Source organism: Thermomicrobiales bacterium (assembly GCA_037045155.1).
Classification (GTDB): domain Bacteria; phylum Chloroflexota; class Chloroflexia; order Thermomicrobiales; family CFX8; genus JAMLIA01.
The window spans coordinates 881,678-900,292 of the sequence record JBAOIG010000005.1 but is presented as its reverse complement, the minus strand read 5'-3'; the positions used below and the strand labels follow the sequence as shown (position 1 = coordinate 900,292).

Annotated in this window: 11 protein-coding genes; 3 read left to right on the top strand and 8 right to left on the bottom strand. The window is 65.0% G+C overall.

The genetic code is table 11. The features are described 5' to 3' along the window. The first annotated feature begins 49 nt into the window (after positions 1 to 49). Complete coding sequence (gene trpS, locus V9F06_14265) at positions 50 to 1,087, top strand: tryptophan--tRNA ligase (GenBank protein ID MEI2618774.1); 1,038 nt, start codon at positions 50 to 52, stop codon at positions 1,085 to 1,087. Between the two features lie 182 nt (positions 1,088 to 1,269). Here the strand turns inward: trpS and V9F06_14260 are convergent, their stop codons facing one another. Both V9F06_14260 and V9F06_14255 read right to left on the bottom strand, forming a co-directional pair. Beyond that, positions 1,270 to 3,066 (bottom strand): ABC transporter ATP-binding protein, encoded by a 1,797-nt coding sequence (locus tag V9F06_14260; protein ID MEI2618773.1) that lies wholly within the window; start codon positions 3,064 to 3,066, stop codon positions 1,270 to 1,272. Beyond that, on the bottom strand, positions 3,063 to 4,883 hold the full coding sequence (locus tag V9F06_14255) for an ABC transporter ATP-binding protein (protein MEI2618772.1): 1,821 nt from the start codon (positions 4,881 to 4,883) through the stop codon (positions 3,063 to 3,065). The genes V9F06_14260 and V9F06_14255 overlap by 4 nt, the downstream gene beginning before the upstream one ends. Positions 4,884 to 5,092: 209 nt before the next feature. Between V9F06_14255 and V9F06_14250 the strand changes: the two genes are divergently transcribed. Continuing rightward, positions 5,093 to 8,815: a hypothetical protein gene (locus V9F06_14250; protein MEI2618771.1), complete on the top strand. Its 3,723-nt coding sequence runs from the start codon at positions 5,093 to 5,095 to the stop codon at positions 8,813 to 8,815. Positions 8,816 to 8,880: 65 nt separating this feature from the next. Here V9F06_14250 and V9F06_14245 read toward each other — a convergent pair whose 3' ends face one another. The 4 genes from V9F06_14245 to V9F06_14230 all read right to left on the bottom strand — a co-directional run bounded on the left by V9F06_14245 (position 8,881) and on the right by V9F06_14230 (position 14,104). Then, complete coding sequence (locus tag V9F06_14245) at positions 8,881 to 9,825, bottom strand: ABC transporter permease (protein ID MEI2618770.1); 945 nt, start codon at positions 9,823 to 9,825, stop codon at positions 8,881 to 8,883. A gap of 49 nt (positions 9,826 to 9,874) precedes the next feature. Next, a complete protein-coding gene (locus V9F06_14240; GenBank protein ID MEI2618769.1) occupies positions 9,875 to 10,843 on the bottom strand; it encodes an ABC transporter permease in 969 nt (322 codons plus the stop codon). A 271-nt stretch (positions 10,844 to 11,114) separates the two neighbouring features. Further along, positions 11,115 to 12,944, bottom strand: a complete 1,830-nt coding sequence (locus V9F06_14235) for an ABC transporter substrate-binding protein (protein MEI2618768.1) — start codon at positions 12,942 to 12,944, stop codon at positions 11,115 to 11,117. Positions 12,945 to 13,528: 584 nt separating this feature from the next. Then, positions 13,529 to 14,104, bottom strand: coding sequence for a class I SAM-dependent methyltransferase (locus tag V9F06_14230; GenBank protein MEI2618767.1), 576 nt, complete (start codon positions 14,102 to 14,104; stop codon positions 13,529 to 13,531). A 300-nt stretch (positions 14,105 to 14,404) separates the two neighbouring features. On the opposite strand from V9F06_14230, the gene V9F06_14225 reads away from it, so the two are divergent. Next, positions 14,405 to 15,391 carry a D-alanyl-D-alanine carboxypeptidase family protein gene (locus V9F06_14225; GenBank protein ID MEI2618766.1) on the top strand — a complete coding sequence of 329 codons (987 nt, stop codon included), beginning with the start codon at positions 14,405 to 14,407 and terminating at the stop codon, positions 15,389 to 15,391. A 116-nt stretch (positions 15,392 to 15,507) separates the two neighbouring features. Here V9F06_14225 and V9F06_14220 read toward each other — a convergent pair whose 3' ends face one another. Then, positions 15,508 to 16,962 carry an NCS2 family permease gene (locus V9F06_14220; GenBank protein ID MEI2618765.1) on the bottom strand — a complete coding sequence of 485 codons (1,455 nt, stop codon included), beginning with the start codon at positions 16,960 to 16,962 and terminating at the stop codon, positions 15,508 to 15,510. 197 nt (positions 16,963 to 17,159) lie between these two features. Beyond that, positions 17,160 to 18,512, bottom strand: a complete 1,353-nt coding sequence (locus V9F06_14215; protein MEI2618764.1) for a folylpolyglutamate synthase/dihydrofolate synthase family protein — start codon at positions 18,510 to 18,512, stop codon at positions 17,160 to 17,162. Positions 18,513 to 18,615: the final 103 nt, after the last annotated feature.

Here is an 18,615-nt window from a genome sequence, read left to right as displayed (position 1 = left end):
CGATACCGGGGCGGACAGGCTTCGGATATGGAAAGGACCGGGCACGACGATGGTCGTCGAGACACAGCCGCGGCCGGCGGCAACCAGACCGGCCAGCAGCCCCAGGCGCGTCTTCTCCGGCATCCAGCCGAGCGGCGCGGTGACGATCGGGAACTACCTGGGCGCGATCCGCCGCTGGGTGATCCAGCAACACCAGCACCAGAGCATCCACTCGATCGTCAACCTCCACGCCATGACCCAGCCGTTCACCGCCGACGATCTGCGACAGCGCACGCTCGACCTCGCCGCAGTCCTGATCGCCTGCGGGATCGACCCGGAGAAGGCGATCCTGTTCGTCCAGTCCGAGGTGCCAGAACACTCCGAGCTGACCTGGATCCTCTCGACCCAGACGATGTTCGGCGAGCTAAACCGCATGACGCAGTTCAAGGACAAGGGTCGCGGCGACGAGCGCGCCGGCGCCGGCCTGTTCTTCTATCCGGTCCTGATGGCCGCCGACATCCTGCTCTACGACACCGACTCGGTCCCGGTTGGCGAGGATCAGCGACAGCATCTGGAGCTGACACGCGACGTCGCCCAGCGCTTCAACGCGACGTTCGGCGACACGTTCGTCATTCCCGCAGCAGACATCCAGGCCGAGGGTGCGCGGATCATGAGTCTCGACGATCCGACGAAGAAGATGAGCAAGTCCGGCGCGCCGGCCTCGTATATCGCATTTCAGGACACGCCCTCCGAGATCCGCAAGAAGATCATGCGGGCTGTCACCGACTCCGGCTCGGACATTGTCTACCGCGAGGACAAGCCGGCCGTCTCGAACCTGCTGACAATCTACTCTCTCTTCAGTGATGAGCCGATTGCCGCGCTGGAGCAACGCTACGCCAGCTCCGGCTACGGCCAGTTCAAGAAGGATCTGGCCGAAGTCGTCGCCAACCACATGGAGCCGATCCAGCAGCGCCTTGCCGAGCTGTCGGCCGACCCGGGCGAGCTGATGCGCATCCTCGACCGCGGCACCGAGCGCGCCCGCGAGATCGCGACGCCGAAGATGGATCGCGTCCGCGAGGTTACCGGGCTCGCGATGCGGCTGGGCTGAGTAGTCCGCCACTGCGACGCTGCGGGTTCGATAGCCGACCGTGTCGCCTGTCATCCCGAATCGCAATGAGGGATCTCCCCTCGGCCGGAAACAATCGAACCGGGGGAGATCCTTCGCATCCGCTCAGGATGACAGGGCACAAGGGCGGCTGCCATCCTGGCATTTCATGCCAGTCGCTGCGGTCAGTCCGCCGCGACTGCGGTCGGCTCATCGCGAAACTGATGGCGATAGAGGGCGGCGTAGGCGCCACCCTCCGCTAGCAGCCCGGCGTGGCTCCCCTGCTCGACGATTCGCCCATCCTCGATCACGAGGATCAGGTCGGCAGTGCGAATAGTGCTCAGGCGGTGGGCAATGACGATGCTCGTTCTGCCGGCCATCAACTGCGTCAGTGCCTGCTGGATAACCCGCTCGGTGCGAGTGTCAACGTTGCTCGTCGCTTCGTCGAGGATCAGGATGCGCGGGTCGGCCAGGATCGCGCGCGCGAACGTCAGCAGTTGGCGCTGGCCGCGACTGACATTGCCGCCCCCCTCGCCCAGCACAGTCTCGTACCCATCCGGCAACATCGCGATGAAGGTGGCCGCGCCGGTCGCCTCCGCCGCCGCCTCGATCTCGGCGCGAGGCGCGTCTGGGCGACCGTAGGCAATGTTATCGGCGATCGTCCCGGCGAAGAGGAACGGCTCCTGGAGGACGACGGCGATCCCTGCCCGCAGACTCTCGCGGGTGATCTCGCGAACGTCATGTCCATCGATCCGCAGCGCGCCATCATCAACATCGTAGAAGCGCGGGATCAGGTTTGCGATCGTCGTCTTGCCAGCGCCGGTCCTCCCGACGAGGGCGACTGTCTGGCCCGCGGCAACGCGGAAGCTGACGTCGTGCAACACGTCGCGACCCGTCTCGTAACCGAAGCGAACATGCCGGAACTCGATCTCGCCCCGGAGAGTGTCGAGCGCGATGGCGGTGGCGGCATCCGCCGGCTCGGCCGGCTCGTCGAGGACCGTGTAGATCCGCTCGGCGCCGGCCAGTCCCGCCTGCACCTGGGCATACATCGTCGAGAGCATCTGCAGTGGCCGGAAGAACTGCTGAACGTAGAGGACGAACGCTGTCAGCACGCCGACCGTCAGCGCATCGTGAACGACGAGGTAGCCGCCATAGGCAATCACGACGGCGACTGCCAGTGTCGAGAGGATGTCGATCGCCGGAGCGAACGCCGAGGATACGCCGACCGCCTGCACGTTGGCGTCGCGGTTCGCAGCGTTGCGTTCCCGGAAACGGCTGATATTCTGGCCGGTGCGGTTGAATGCCTGCGCCTCACGAACTCCGGCGATTTCCTCCTGCAGGCCGGCCGTTACATCGCCGGTCGTCTCGCGCGCCCGACGATAGACAACGCGCGCCCGGCGACCAAAGTACGAGGTCGTCACCAGCATGATCGGGATGACCGCGAAGCTGACTAGCGCCAATCGCCAGTCGAGCAACAGCATGGCGACAATGACGCCGATCAGAGCAAAGATCGAGCCGAGCGTCTGCGAGAGAATCTGGGAGAAGAACTGGTTGAGCGTCTCAACATCGTTGATGACCCGGCTCATCAGGTCGCCGATCGGCTGGCGATCGAAGAAGCGCAACGGCACGCGCAGAAAACGGTCGAACAGCCGCCCACGCAGCGAGGCCAGGAGAGACTGTCCGACTCTCCCGACAATGCGGATCTGCCCGCGCATCGCCAGCGCGCCCATCAGATAGAGACCCAGCAACGGGAGCATCAGCAGCGTCAGCTCGTGGCGGTTTCCCGCCACGATCGCGTCATCCACCGCGCGCCCGATCAGCCAGGGCGCCCCCGCCTGCGCCACCGCGCTCATCAGCACCAGCGCCAGTACCAGCAGCCACTGTCGCCAGTATGGTCGCGCCTCGCCGATCAGCCGGCCGGCAACGGCGCGCTGATTGGCAGCTTGCTCGTGATCCGCAAACGATTCGATCGGTGGTCTCACCGGTCGCCTCCTGCCATCGCCGCTTCCGTGGTTCGGTCATCGACAAGCTGCGACTGGATGATCTCGTTATAGATGGCGCTCTCCTCAAGGAGCTCCGCGTGCGTGCCCTGGGCAACGACCTTGCCGGCATCGAGGACGACGATGATGTCGGCGTCACGGACAGTGCTGATCCGTTGGGCGATGACGACGACAGTGCGCCCGCCCTCACGCATCAGCCGGTCGAGCGCCTCCTGGATAGCAGCCTCGGTCCGCGCATCGACCGATGATGTGCTGTCGTCGAGGATCAGAATCCGCGGATCGACCAGCAGCGCGCGGGCGATCGCGATGCGCTGTCGCTGGCCACCCGAAAGACCTAGCCCGCGCTCGCCGACGATGGTGTCGAATCCGGCCGGCAGTGTCTCGATGAACTCTGCCGCCTGAGCAGCCTGCGCCGCCTGGACAATCTCGGCGTCACTGGCCTCTGGCCGGCCATAGGCGATGTTGTCGCGGATCGTGCCGGAGAAGAGCAGCGTCTCCTGCATCACGATGCCGATCTGCCCACGAAGGCTGGACAGCGTCACCTCGCGGACATCCTGGCCGTCAATCAGCACTGCGCCGGAGGACACATCGTAGAAGCGCGAGATCAGGCTGACAAGGCTGCTCTTCCCCGACCCTGTGGTGCCGATGATCGCCGCAGTCTGCCCCGACTGGATCGTCAGATCGATCCCCGAAAGGATCTCCTGTTCCGCGCCTGGGTACCGAAAGTGAACGTTGCGGAACTCGATCCCGCCGTTGAGATGCGGCAACACACGCGCATCCGGTCTCTCGACCAGGTCGTCCGGCTCGTCGAGCACATCAAAGACTCGCAGTGCCGATGCGCCCGCGCGAGAGATCGTCGCCATCTGAAAGCCGATCGTCAGGATCGGGAACAGCAGATAGTTGAGGTAGGCAGTGAACGCGACCAGCTCGCCTATCGTGAGCTGCGCGCCGATGACCTCGCGTCCGCCGATCCAGACGACGCCGAGCAGGCCGACGTTGCCGGCGAAGAACACGAGCGGGAAGTTGTTGCCGAAGGCATTCAGCGCCGCGACGTTACGGTCCAGCAGCTCATCGTTCGCCACCCTGTAGCGGGCGATCTCGCGCTGCTCCTGGCCAAAGATGCGAATCACCCGCATCCCGACGAGGTCTTCCTGGAGGACAGCGTTGAGCTTCCCAATCGCGCGCTGCAGCTGGCCGAAGATCGGGAAGACCGACCGGACGAAGCGCAGCAGCACCAGAAGAATCAGCGGGATGGCCGCCAGCGCGACCAGCGCTAATCGCCAGTTGATGATCAACAACAGCGTGGTCGTGCCGAGCAGCATGATGAAGGCCGAAGCGAGCTGGATAACCCCCGTCCCGGCGAACTGGCGGATCTGCTCGACATCGTTGGTAATGCGACTGATGAGCTGGCCGGCCTCGACGCGGTCGAAGTACGCGAACGAAAGTCGCTCGATCCGGGCAAACAACGCCTCACGCAGGTCAAAGGCGACCCCCTGTGAGGCCCGCTCGGACAGATAGCCCTGGAGGAACGACGACAGCCCGCGGACTAGCGCCAGCCCAACCAGGCTGGCGGCTGCCAGCGCAACCACTGTCCCATTGCGGCCATCGACGCCGCGATCGATCGCCACCCGCAGCACCTGCGGGACGGCCAGGTTGGCGGCTGAGACGACGATGAGCGCGAGCAACGCGCCGGCCGCATCGAGCCGATATTGACGGAGATAACCGATGGCGCGTCCGAGCGCGCGTCCGGAGCCGGGCTCCGGAGACATCCGGCCCATCGGTGGACCATGTCGTTGCACGTAGCCTTCCTCCAGGCCACTACGGACGCCCCAGGGTCGACACCGTCGTCGGCAGGCCGCTGGCGCCCAGCGAACCATGGTACCACCGGATTCGACCGGGGAGACACCCGGACAGGCGACAGATGTCCGGCAGGACAGTTGACGGTCTCCGATCCTGGGAACACGATGCAGCCATCACAGCAATACCTGCCCGGGAAAGGAGACGCGCGATGGGGTTGATGGCTCCGGTGATCGTCGGCGAGCTTTCCGTCTGTAGCACACAGGTCCGCGTCAAAGGTCAACTCCATGGAGCGCGCGTCGACATCCTCCTCGACGGCGTGGCTGGTCCTGTCGGCGGGGGGCCGGCCGATTGGCCCGACCAGTGGTTCCCCTTGAACCCCGGTGTCAGCCTCCAGCCGGGCCAGATCGTCCGAGCCCGCCAGAGTCGCGGCGCCGATGTCAGCCCTGCGTCGGGCATCGGAGCAACCGTCCAGGACCGATCCGCGTCCCCACCGCAGTTCGCCGGCCCGTTGGTGGCTTGCACCGCCATTGCCGTCATCGATCGCCTCGCTCCTGGAGCAACCGTCTCGATTCTGGATCGTGGCGGTATGTTTCTCGGGAAGGTCACGGCTGCTGGCAGCCGAGCGGTCGTCCCACTGAATCGACCAATCGGTGGCAGTGAGGTGTTGACCGCAACAGCGGAGGCGTGCGGCGGGGCGCCCGCGCCATCCGTCGACTCGTTACCGGCCGAACAAATACACCGCGGGGCAAACGGGGAGCTCCCGACCCCGGTCATTCCGCCGCTGCTCGCCTGCATGCGCGTCCTCCACATCACCGGGCTGCAGGTCGGCGCGACCTTGTACATGGAACGCGACGACGGAGTCTACACCTGGCCAGTGACCGATCAGGAGCTGTACGGGCGGGTCGATCCGCCGTTGAAGGGTGGCGAATCACTCGTCTTCCGGCAGGAAATGGGTGACATCCACTGTGAATCGCGACCCAGCGATAATGTGTCGGCGACGGTCGACCCCGGCCCGCCGGGCGCTCCGTGGATCGGCAGCCAGCCCTGCCCGGGGTCGTTGCTATTCTGGGCCTACGGTCTGGTCCCCTCGGCGACAGTCAAGGTGATGTCTGGCGCAACAGAGTTGCTGGTCTTCGAAGCGGCCGAGGAGTCGCAAGAGGTGGACCTGGCCGGGGTGACTCTTACGCCAGGACAGCAACTCACGGTCGTCCAGGGCCTTTGCGATGTCTACGGGCCGGCATCCGCCGTGCCGGCAGTCGTTACCCAACCGGCCGAAGGGGTCGCGCCGATGATACCCGAGCGGCTCGTCGCCTGCGCCGGGGTCGTCCGCGTGTCTGGCGTTGCCGATGGCTCGTTCGTCCAGGTGTACTCCGAACTGCTGAAGGGCCGGATCGGCCACGCCTTCGCGACCGGCAGCGTCGTTGATGTCGAGGTATTCCCGCCGCTGCTCCACCCCCTTCCCAATGGGCAGATGGACCACATCCGCGCCGAAGTCAGCGGCTGCGCTCGCGGTGTCGCCGAGCGCGAGGTCGAAGGCGAGACCGACCTGCCGCCATTCCGGATCGAGCAGCCAATCGACGGCGACCGATCGGTGACGGTCATTGATCTGCTGCCGGGCTGTCTGGTGACGATAGTCGTCAACGGCCATCTGGCAGGCGAGGCGTGGGTGGCCGGACCGACCGGGCGAGTAGGCGTCAGCGAGACGCTGCGCGTCGAGCAGCGTGTGAACGTGACCGCCCGGCTCTGTGGCCAGCAGCGATCCGCGCACGAGCTCTACGTCCAGCCGGGGCTCGCGTTGAAGTGGACCAGGCCAACGGATGGCGGACTCGAAGTTGGCGGCGGGTTCTATATGGCCGGCCGGGTTCAGGCGGTGGAATCGTTGGGGCCGACCCCCGGCGACCGGCTCCTGGTTGGAACCGAGGAGAGCGGGCTCTGGACCGTCCAGCCGGGCGGGCCATCCTTCCCGCTGAGCCTCGACTGGCCGGAGGTCCGCATCCGGAGCCTCTCGCGTGGAACACGCGGCGACAACCACTTCTACTGCGGGACGGCCGCCGGCATGATGGAGTCCGACCCAGGCGTCCTCCTGCCGCTGCTCTCCTGGAAACGGGTCAACGGTCTGCCAGGCATGGGGGGCATATTCCCCGGCGCGCCACGGCCCGGCGCAACGATCAACGACATCCTCGTGCTGCCCGGTCGTAATCTGGTCGTCGTCGCAACAAACTCCGGGATCTGGTGGTCCGCGATCCCGGCCACAACCGCCGTCGGTTATGCCTGGTCGTCCGACCCACTGGTCAATACCGGCAACATGTTGGCGCTCTGCCAGGGACCCGGCGATGGAATCGTCTGCTACCGTGCCGGCGCGCCCGGCGGCGCGTTCTTCGCCGCGACCTGGGGTGGGGGCGGCCTTCAGTGGTCCACCACAACTCCCGGAACCGGCGGGCCGCCGGCCGACGCACGGCTGACGACAGTCGTCGCACGAATGGCGAACGGCGCGCTCTCATCCTCCCCTGCAGACCGATCGCGAGTCTACGCCGCGGTCGAAGACAGCATGGACAACGCCTGGCTCGCGGTGCTGCGCTCGGACGACGGCGGACGCACCTGGTCGATCCCGTACACCGACCCGAACTTGACCTACCTGAAGCCGCCTGGGGTCGGCGGGACGGTCGATATGGGCTACCAGGCCGAACGCAACCTGAAGCTCGCCGCCCACCCGACCAATCGCGACCTCGTCCTGCTTGCGGGCCGGCGGAGTGGACTGCTCGGATCGACCGACGCCGCGCAGACCTGGGACGCAGCGCGTTGGCCAAACGTCGCCGACAACAGCTTCCATGCCGATAGCCTCTGCATCGCCTTCGACCGGTTCGATGGCTCTGGTCAGACGGTGCTGACCGGAGGCGACGGCGGGATCTTCGTCAGCCGCGATACGGGGGTGACCTGGGATACATCGCGCAACCAGCACTTCCCGACGCTGATGTTCGACGGTCGAAATTCACCAGCCGGCCAGGCACTGAGCGCCAGCTCGGCCTACCCGGGCTTGCTCGTCGGCGCGCTACAGGACAACGGCAACATCTATCTGACCGCCGACGGAGAAGCCTGGCAAGAGCTGTTCGACGGCGGCGATGGCTTCCGCGCCCTGTTCGTCACGCCCGATGTCGTCCTGCGCGGCGGCAACGACGATGTCGACATGAAGTGGTCACGCTGGGACGGCGCGAAGTTCACCGACCCCGTCCCTCTCGAGCCTCCTGGCTATCCAGCCGGCAGTCAGTTCATGCCGATCGCGAGTCGCGTGTCATACCCGGCCTGGAAGGATCCCGGAACCAGCAACCTGATGGTCGCGATCGCTGGCGATGGCGTGGCAACCGGGGACGTGGTCGGGATGTTCGACAAGGGGGCCGCGACGAACCCTGCCAACGAGCGCTTCTACTGGAAGAAGCTCGGCGCCGTGCCAGCGGCGATCGGTGGGTTGGCAACGCTGGATGGCCGTTGGCTGATTGTTGGCACAGCCGGACCGCATATCTATCGGCTGGACACGGCTACCGGATCGGTCGTCGAGCTGACGCTGCCGGCAGGTCTTGGGAACTCAGCGGTCAGGCGGGTGACGGTCGTCGGCGGCGGCCTGGCCTTCTGTCTGGCCGGCCAGACGCTCCTGAGGACGACAAACCTCATCACCTGGGAGACAATCAGCGGCCCAGCCGGAACCTCCATCGACGCGCTCGAGGTCGATCGAGCCCGAGACCCCGCCGTGCTGATCCTGGCCGGCAGCGGCGGCGCATGGTTCAGCCGCGACGCAGGGAACACCTGGCAGCCGACCACCGGGCTCCCCCGCCACACGCAGGCGAACCACCTGGAGGTCGTCGATTACGGCGGAGGAAACCGCGTCATCCACCTCGGCTCCTGGAACTGGTCGGCCTGGCGAGCGCATCTCACCTGAGGACACGCGAACGGGGCGGCCAGGCTGGCCGCCCCGTCTCACTATGCTGTGCGTTCGCTCGTTGCTCAGTCCGTCAGACGCGGGTCGAGGGCATCGCGCAGGCCGTTGCCGACCAGGTTGATGGCGAAGACCGTCAGATAGATCGTCAAACCCGGCAGGAAGACGACCAGGATCGACTGTGTATAGGAGAGCTGCGCCTGCGAGAGCATGTTCCCCCACGAGGCTGTTGGCGGCTGGACGCCGAGGCCCAGGTACGACAGCGACGCCTCGACGAGGATCAGCGCAGGCACCGTCAGCGACGCCCAGACGATGACGACCGGCAGGACATTCGGCAGGATGTGCCGCCACATGATGCGCCGGTCGCCGACCCCAACGACGCGGGCGGCGTCGATATAGTCACGCTCCTTCACCGAAATGACCTCGCCACGGATGAGTCGCGAGAGCGTCACCCATGAGACGAAGGCAATAACCAGCGCGAGCGCCACCGGGCTCAGTGTGAACATCGAGGCGACTAGCAGCAGGATGAAGAGGGTCGGGATCGAGAGCATCATGTCGACATACCGCATGAGCAGCGTGTCGACGATACCGCCGTAGTAGCCAGCGACGACGCCGACGACAGCGCCGATCGTGATCGCGAAGAACATCGCCATCCCGGCGACCGCAAGGCTGACCCGCGCGCCATAGACGAGACGGGTTGCCGTGTCGCGGCCGAGGTTGTCGGAGCCCAGCAGGAAGCCATTCTCGTTGAAGCCCGAGAACTTGAGCCGCAGATTCTGGGCGTTGGGTGTATGGCCTGTAACGTGCTTGCTCACCAGCGGGGCGGCAATCGCAGTCAGAATCATCAGGAGCACGAAGAACAGGCCAACCATTGCCATCTTGTTGCCACGAAAACGACGCGAGGCCATGCCGAGGTAGGTTCGAGGTTTGCCTACCCCCTCCAACGAAGTGCGGTCTGCCGCTTTCGAAGAGTCAGCTGTTGTAGTGCCCGGCGCAGACGGAACCGATCCCACGTCTATCTCCTTTGTGCCAGTCGTCGTTTCGGCAGGCGAGTACGCCGCACTACTCCAGCCGGATACGCGGATCGAGCAGACCGTAGCAAACGTCGGCGATCAGATTGCCAAGGATGACCAGCGTCCCGACGAACAGGACAATACCCATGATCATCGGGTAGTCCTTACCGATCGCGGCGTTGTAGGCAAGTAGCCCCATCCCCGGCCAGTTGAACACCGTCTCGAGGATCAGTGCTCCGCCGAACAGGTCGGGGATCGCAATGCCGAGCAGCGTCACCAGTGGCAGGACGGCATTGCGCAGGCCGTGGCGGAAGATAACCGCGCGGCTATGCAAGCCCTTGGCCGTGGCGGTGCGCATGTAGTCCTGGCTAAGCACCTCGAGCATCTGGGAGCGGATGTAGCGGGTCCATGCAGCGGTCTGAACGAAGGCCAGCGTAAACGCGGGCAGAATCAGGTGGTGGATCCGATCCCAGAACCCGCCGCCGCCGCGCAGATCGTAGGCGCCGCCGGCCGGGAACGCTGGCAACCCCCATTCGCGGAACTTCACGGCGAACACAATGATCAGCATGATGCCGAACCAGAACGTCGGCATCGAGAAGCCCGACACTGCGCCGGCAGTCGCTATCTTATCGAACGCCGAATTGCGTTTGACTGCCGAATAGACCCCGATCGGGATCGAGATGATCAGCGAGAGGAGTAGCGCCGAGCCCGTCAGCAGCAGCGTGTTCGGCAGCTTGTCCATGATCTGCTGGCGGACAGGCCGGTAGTTCTTCAACGAAAGACCGAGATCGCCCTGGACGACATTGCCGGCCCAGACGAAGTAGCGCTTATAGAGCGGGTCGTTCAGGCCCAGGCTCTGCTTGATCCGCGCGATGTCCTCGGGCCGCGCCCGCGGGTTGAACTCCAGCCCCGACACCGGGCTCCCCGGGACGAGGTTCGCGATCGCGAAGGTGATGACCGTGATGCCGATGATCAGTGGGATCGTCTGAATCAGCCGCCTGATGATGAATCGCCCCATCGGCCGGCCCTTTCCCAATACTACGGCGTCGGATGACGCGCACACCCATCCCCATGCCCGACAGCTGCTGCCAGGGCGCCACGCCCTCGGATTTCGCCCTTGCGGCAGCCGCCCAGGGTCCAGCGCTAATGGTAAGTCAGAATCCATGTGACGCAACAGTCGTGCGTCTGAATCGGTTGGGACGGGCGAGCGCCCGTCCCAACACCAGCGACATGATAGAGGTTGCGCAGGAGACGGGCAACGCCCGCCCCCTACACAAGGGTCTGGTCGATTACTTCTTGTCGACCCACCAGTGGTTCACGTTCCAATAAGCGTTGATCCCGCTCGGGAACACGTTATGGAGCCGCTGGTTAACGCCCGTCGGCGACTGCGGGAAGTCGAGGATCGCAGCCGGCGCGTCGGCCAGCATCAGGTTCTGGAACTCGGTGTAGAGCCCGATGCGCTTGGCGCGATCCGGCTCCGACATAGCCTCGTTCAGGACCTTGTCGACCTCCTCGTTGCAGTACTTACCGAAGTTGAAGCCACCTTCGTAGGAGTTGCAGCCGAACATGATCGACTGGTCCGGCGTGGCGCTCCACGAGAAGCCGATCAGGAAGATATCGAAGTCGTGCGTCTCGGTGATGCGATCCACCAGCTCGGGGAACGGCTCGAGCTGCGGGGTCATCTTGACGCCGATCTCGTTCCAGTATGCCTGGGCAGCCACGAGGTATTGCTCGCGGACGTTGTTGCCCGCGTTGGTGTACATCGTGAACTCGAGCTTCTTGCCGTCCTTGGCGCGGACGCCGTCGGAGCCCTTGACCCAGCCGGCCTCATCGAGGAGCTGGTTCGCCTTGTCGACATCGTAGGGGTACTTCAGCTTGATGCCATCGGGGTTGTAGGCCCAGGACAGCGGCGGCATCGTGCCAACGGCCACCTGCGCGAAGCCGAACTGAATCTCCTCGACCATGGCGTCCCGGTCGAGCGCGTAAATCAGCGCCTGGCGGACGTTGACATCTTCGAAGACACCCTTGCGAGCAGGGTCCATGTTGTAACCGAAGAAGGTGAAGCTCAGCGCGTCAGCAGCGACGACATCAACGTTGCTGCCCTTGAACTCGCTGACCGAGGATCCCAGGAGACCCTGGAAGAAATCGATCTCGCCAGTCTTCAGCTGCTGGGCGCCGGTTGCGCGGTCCGGCACAACCTTCATGATGTACTCGTCGAGCGCGGCAGCCCCGTTCCAGTAGTCATCGTAGCGAACCGCGGTCGCGTGATCGCCGGACAGCCATTCCTTGAACTTGAACGGGCCGGTGCCGACAACACGCGTCGGATCCTGGCCAGTCGCGCCACCGTCCGTCTTGACACTGGCAGCCGGGGCGCTGCCCCAGATGTGGTCCGCGACGATGGCGTATCCAGCAACATCAACCAGGAAGTCGACCAGCGGGTGGTTCAGCGTGAATGTGACGGTGTGGTCATCGACCACGTCGACGCTCTTGATCTTGCTCGTGAGATCCGAGGTGTAGCTCGATCCGGAGTCCGGGTTCATGTGCAGATCGTAGGTGGTCTTGACATCCTTGGCCGTGAACGGCTTGCCGTCCTGCCAGGTCACCCCGTCGCGTAGATAGATCGTCCAGACGTCCATCGTCTCGTTCGACTCCCAGGCCTCGGCGAGCAGGCCGACCGGCTCCAGGGTGAACGGGTTGACGGTGATCATGCTCTCGAAAATCAACGCCTCGAAGTTACTCGACGGGACGTCGTCAGTGACGATCGGCAGCACAGTCGAGATATCGGAGATGGCGCCCTCGATCAGGGTGCCACCCTTGTTGTCGACCGGCTTGAGCGTCTGCCCGAACGTCAGATCGCCACCTTCGACCCGGCCAGCGCTGCCAGTGGGCGGGCTACTGACTGGCGAGCCGGTCGACGGGGTTTCGGCCGCCTTCGTCGGCTCGGCTCCGGTTGCAGTGCCGGTGGTTCCGGATTCGGTCGGGCTGGACGCCGCTGCCGGCTCAGTGGCAGTGGTTCCCTTGGTTGCCGTTGCCTCACTGCTGCCGCCGCAAGCCACGATCAGTGGCATAACGAGCGCAATGACCATGAGGAGCCCGGCATATCGCAGCCATCTGGGCATGAGTCGCAAATCACTCCTCCATCGAATGAAATACCGGATCGCGTGGCACACACCACGCGCACAGGACATCGCGTTCCACGATCGGAGCACGCGCGAGAGCACGGACGACTAGCGTCAGCGGTGATACTCGAGTGTTCGGCTTCGATCGGAAAACACGGACATCGCGACCCCCCTGCACACGGTCACGACGGGTTGGGGCGCGTCCAAAACCGGACATGACGCCCTGGTTTTGAGCGACAACCACCTCCTTTGTGCATCCAGCAGCCGCGCAACGCCGCGCGGCTCCTGATCGCTCGGCTGCCGTTCACCGTCCACGTCGCGCACGAGATGCGCGCGAACACGACAGCGAGGGCGGCGGCGCCGGTGATGAAGTCGGCCGACTCTCCTACCCCCACGGTGGAGAGCCCTGACTTACTATACGTGTCGCCGGGCGATCTGGCCGTCCCTGGTATCGGAACGCGCCGCTTTGGCGAACGCAACCACGCATAATGAGTACCATATAGAGCCACTGGTGACGACCCCACGAGACCAGAATCGTGTCGCACACCCGGCCCATAGACAATATCGGCGTAGAGATGACGTGCTCAGCCTGTCGGCGGCCCAATGACGCGACTGAGGAGCAACCCGCCACCAACCGGAGCCGTCACGCTCTGGAGACGCGCATCCGACGCGACGGCGGCGCGATACGCGGCGGTCTCTGCTGGATGGCTGGTCATGTTGTCGGCGACGATGACCGCGCCGGTCGTAACCAGCGGCAGGCAGGCGCGAAGATAGTCGACGTACTTCCCCTTGTCGGCATCGATGAAGACGAGGTCAAAGCCGGGGCCGAGAGTGGCCAGTGAAGCGAGCGCCGGCCCTTCGACAATGACGACGCGATCGGCAAGGCCGGCCCGAGCCAGATTGGCGCGAGCCAACGCGATCTTTGCTGCGTCACGTTCGAGCGTCACCAACGTGCCGCCAGTGGCAACCAGCGCGCGGGCGATCCAGATCGCTGAGTAGCCGTTGGATGTGCCAATCTCCAGCGCCCGACGAGCCCCGAGCAGGCCAGCCAGCCAGGCTAGCAGCGCTCCTCCCTCTCGCCCGACATTCCACATCCTGCCGGATCGTTGCCCCTCGACAATGAGATCGTCGAGCAGACGGTCGATGATGTCGTCCTGCATCCTGGGCCTCCATCTCGTGGCGCGGCGATCGCCCGCGACAATAGCATAGTGAGGAATGGACGGATAAGAGATCAGCGAAGATCAATCGGAATTCGAGCGGCGCGGGTGGAGAGATACAGAACGTCTGAGCCAATAACGCCGCCGGGGCGGGTATTCTACGAGCGCGAGGATTTCTCCCCTGGCGCCGCGGTGGAGGACCAACAGGCAGGCGATGCATGGCGCGACCGCGCGCGACGCCTCGTAAGCCTTGTCTGGTCGGTGTTCGGGTTCGTACACTCCCTGATGTCACCCGGGGTGACGATGACCCACTTGATGGCTGGCGGAGTCTGCACCGTGTTCAACTACAACACCCGACGACACGGCTGGATGACTCGACTGCTGTTGTTCGTCTCCCTGATCTCAGCAATCTCGCTTGCGCTGACGAACGCGCCGCGGCCGGCTGCCGCCGTCGAAGAGCCGCCCTCTCCGGGCTCCTTCTCCCACGGCGCCATCGTCCTGTCCGACTACAACGAAATCCTCTACGACAAGAACGCCAACGTCCGCGTCGCGATGGCATCGACGACGAAGATGATGACTGCGATCGTCGCCGTCCGCTACGGCCGGCTCGACACGCCAGTGCTGATCGACGAGTCCGATATTGTCGGCGAGGCCTCGATGGGGTTGACCGCCGGGACGACGGTCACGCTGCGTGGCCTGCTCTACGGCCTGCTGTTGCCTTCTGGCAACGACGCCGCCCACGCGATCGCCCGATCCGTTGGTGGGCAGAGCGGAGCGACCGATCCCGAACAGGCTGTCCAGAAGTTCGTCGATCTGATGAACCAGACAGCACGGGAGTACCAGCTCCGCGATACGCACTACATGAACCCGCACGGGCTGGACGAGCACGGTCACTACTCAACCGCGTTCGATCTGGCGATTATCCTGCGGGCGGCGCTGAATTTCCCCGTGCTGCGCGAGATCATGCAGACGCCGGCCATCAATATCGATGGCTACGAAATCTGGAACCACAACCAGCTCTATCAGATGCGCGACGATGTCATCGGCGGAAAGACCGGCTTTACCGATAACGCCGGCTACTGCCTGACCGGCGCGGCAACTCGCGACGGTCGCTTCGTCATTGCCGTCGTCGTCGGTGATGATGGCGACAACTGGTACACGGATGTCAGCGATCTGCTCGAATGGGGGCTTCAGGTCGAGGCCATCCGCGGCATCCCGAAGATCGCCATCCCCAGGCTGGTCGGCACCCAGCTCAACCAGCAGCCTGGCCCGCGTCAGGGTGGGCCGTAGGGCCGCCCGAATCGATAGCCCAGCTCGAGCGCAACTATCTGGTCGATGACGGCCGGGGCCGGCGAGATGACCCTCGCCGGCCCCGGTCGAATCTCGTCTGTGCTGTCGTCTCGTTCTCAGGCGTGGACGCCGAGGAACGAGCGCAGGAAGTAGATAAGGAAGGCCAGGCTGATGATGTACATCATCGGGTGGATCTCGCGAGCCTTGCCACGGAACATCTTCACCAGCGTCCAGACGACGAATCCAGCGCCGATGCCATTGGTGATGTTATAGGTCAGCGGCATCATGACCATCGCCGCCAGCACCGGCAAGCCAACCTCGATGTCGCCGAAGTCGATCCCGCGGGAGCGAACGATCCGGCCATCAGAGGTGACCTCCTCGCGCTCGGAGAGCACGCTGGTCATCATCCAGCCGACGACGATCAGCGCCGGCGCCGTCGCCTGGGTCGGAACGACACCAACCAGCGGAGCAAACGGCATCGCCAGCAGGAAGAGGACACCGACGACAACCGAAACCAGGCCGCTGCGTCCGCCGTTGCCAACGCCTGCCGCCGACTCGATATACGTCGTCGCCGAGGAAGACGACACCATACCGCCGGCCATCGCTGCGACTGAATCGACCAGCAGCGGCTTCTGGGCGTCGGGCAGCTCGCCATTCTCATTGAGATAGCCGGCCTGGCTACCAACTCCGACCATCGTCCCCATCGTGTCGAAGAAGTCGGCCATCATGATCGCCAGGATCGTCAGGATCGCGACGCCGATACCCATGTGCGAGAAGAAGCGGAACGAGAACTGCCCGACAAGGCTGAAGTCAGGCGTGTCGATCCACTGCGTCGGTACCTGCGCCTGCCCCGGTCCGAACTGGCCAGTGTTGAGCATCTTCTCCAGGATGATAGCGATGACCGTCGTCGCCACAATGCCGATCAGGATTGCGGCGCGGTGGCCACGAGCTAGCAGGGCGATGGTGATGACCAGCCCGATCGCCGTCATCAGCACCGGCAGGCCACGCAAGTTGCCGAGCTCCAGCGGCGTCCCGGCGCCGGTTTTGACGATCCCGCCATTGACCAGGCCGATGAAGAGGATGAACAGGCCGATGCCGACCGAGATCGCCTTCTTCAGCTCCAGCGGCACCAGATCCATCACGTAGCGCCGGAGGCCGACGAGAACGAGGACTGTAATGAGGATGCCTTCGGCAACGATGACGCCCATCGCCTGCGGGAAGGTCAGCCCCTCGCCAAGGACGAGGGTGAAAGCGACGATTGCGTTCAGCCCCAGACCGGGAGCGAGGGCGAAGGCTCGATTCGAGTAGAGCCCCATGATGATCGTCATCACCCCGGCCACGAGGCAGGTGGACGTCATTGTCGCCGCTATCGGCAGGCCGCTGCCGTCCGGGAGATGAAGGATCTGGGGATTGACGAAGATGATGTAGGACATGACGATGAAGGTCGTCAGGCCAGCAAAGAGCTCGGTTCGAATATTCGAGCCCATCGACCGAAAGCGGAAGAAGCGATCGAGCGTCGCCTCCAGACCACTCTCAGGCGCGGCCCCGGCGTTGTTCGCGCGACTACTCACACTCCACACCCCTCCGCCCGGCGCACTGGCGCCGTCCTACCCCGGGAGCCGGCGGACATGAGCTGCCCGCCGGCCGATCGAGACGCGCCGTCGGGCGTGTTGTCGACGACCCCCCCGCCGTCATCCCGCCACTGTACGTACGCATCGTGCTCGTATCGTATGGCCCCCGGGGGCATTCGTCAACGGGCGATCGGCGATCAGCTGTAGAGCAGCGCGCGCTCGAATACGGGAGTCTCGGCCAGGCCGAGCGCCTCCCGCGCCTCAGCCACGACGTAGAGTGAGCCGGTGACGAGGATCAGGTCGTCGGGAGTGGCGATTCTGCGCGCCGTGTCGAGCGCGGACTCGATATCGCCGGCGCGTTCGGCAGCCATTCCCCGCGCGATAGCTAGCTCGACGATCCGGGTCGGATCGGCGGCGCGCGGATTGTGCGAGGCGGTCGCGATCAGGTGCGGCGAGAGCGTCGCCAGCGCCGCGAGCATGCCGCCGAGATCCTTATCCCGGCTGACGCCGAGGATCACGATCGGGGGGCGCGAGCTGCGCCACTGCACTGTCTCGACCAGCCTCTCAATCGAATCGGCGTTGTGCGCGCCGTCGACGTACATATCCGGCTGCTCGGCGACGCGCTCGAAGCGACCGGGCCAGCGGACGCTCGCCAACGCCTCGCGGGCACGCTGCTCGTCGGCCAGCAACCCCGGATCGAGTTGCCAGACACCCATCAGCGCGGCGCCAGCGTTCTCGACCTGGTGCGGGCCGGACAGCGCCAACCCGACACCGCGCCAGTCACCCCACGGGCCAGCAAGCCGCGCGGAATCGGACGACCCGGCTGCCTGCCAGTCGCGCTCCCAGCGCAGCAATGGCGCGCCACGTTCGGCCGCGATCCGCTCCAGCGTCGACAAGGCCTCCGGTTGTTGGGGACCGACGACGATCGGCACGCCATGCTTGATGATCCCGCCCTTCTCGCTGGCGATCGCCTCCAGCGTGTTGCCGAGGATCGCGGTATGGTCGAAGGATATGCTGGTGATGACGCTGACCGCCGGCGTCACGACGTTGGTCGCGTCAAGACGCCCGCCCATGCCAACCTCCAGCACTCCGACGTCGACTCCTGCCCGCTGGAAAGCAAGCAATGCCATTGCCGTCGCGACCTCGAAGGCGGTTGGTTGGCCTATCTCGGGCTGGTCTGCCTGGACGTCCGCGTCGATCGACACGAGCGCGTCGGCCAGCGCCGCAAACTCCTTCTCCGAGACCGGCACGCCGCCGACCTGGATTCGCTCACGAAAGGTGTGCAGGTGTGGCGTCGCGTACAGTCCGGTCTTCCGGCCGGCAGCGCGGACCAGCGCTTCAACCGTCGCGCTGACCGAGCCCTTGCCCTTCGTCCCAGCGACATGGACGATCTGATACGTCATCTCCGGCGAGCCGAGGCCGCGCAGGAGCGCCGCAGTGCGTCGCAGGCCCAGTGCGGCGATGTCGTCGCCGGCAAAGGGATTGGCGACAAACCCCTTCTCGTAGCCGGCCCGCTCGATGATCCAGCGAATCGCCTCGCGGTAGTTCATGCGTCACATTCTTCGAAGAGCGACAGCCGCGTGACGGGGTATCCGTGGCTGGCACTGGTCGCTCCGTGCTCAACTTCATCCGGCACGCACGAGAGATTCGTCC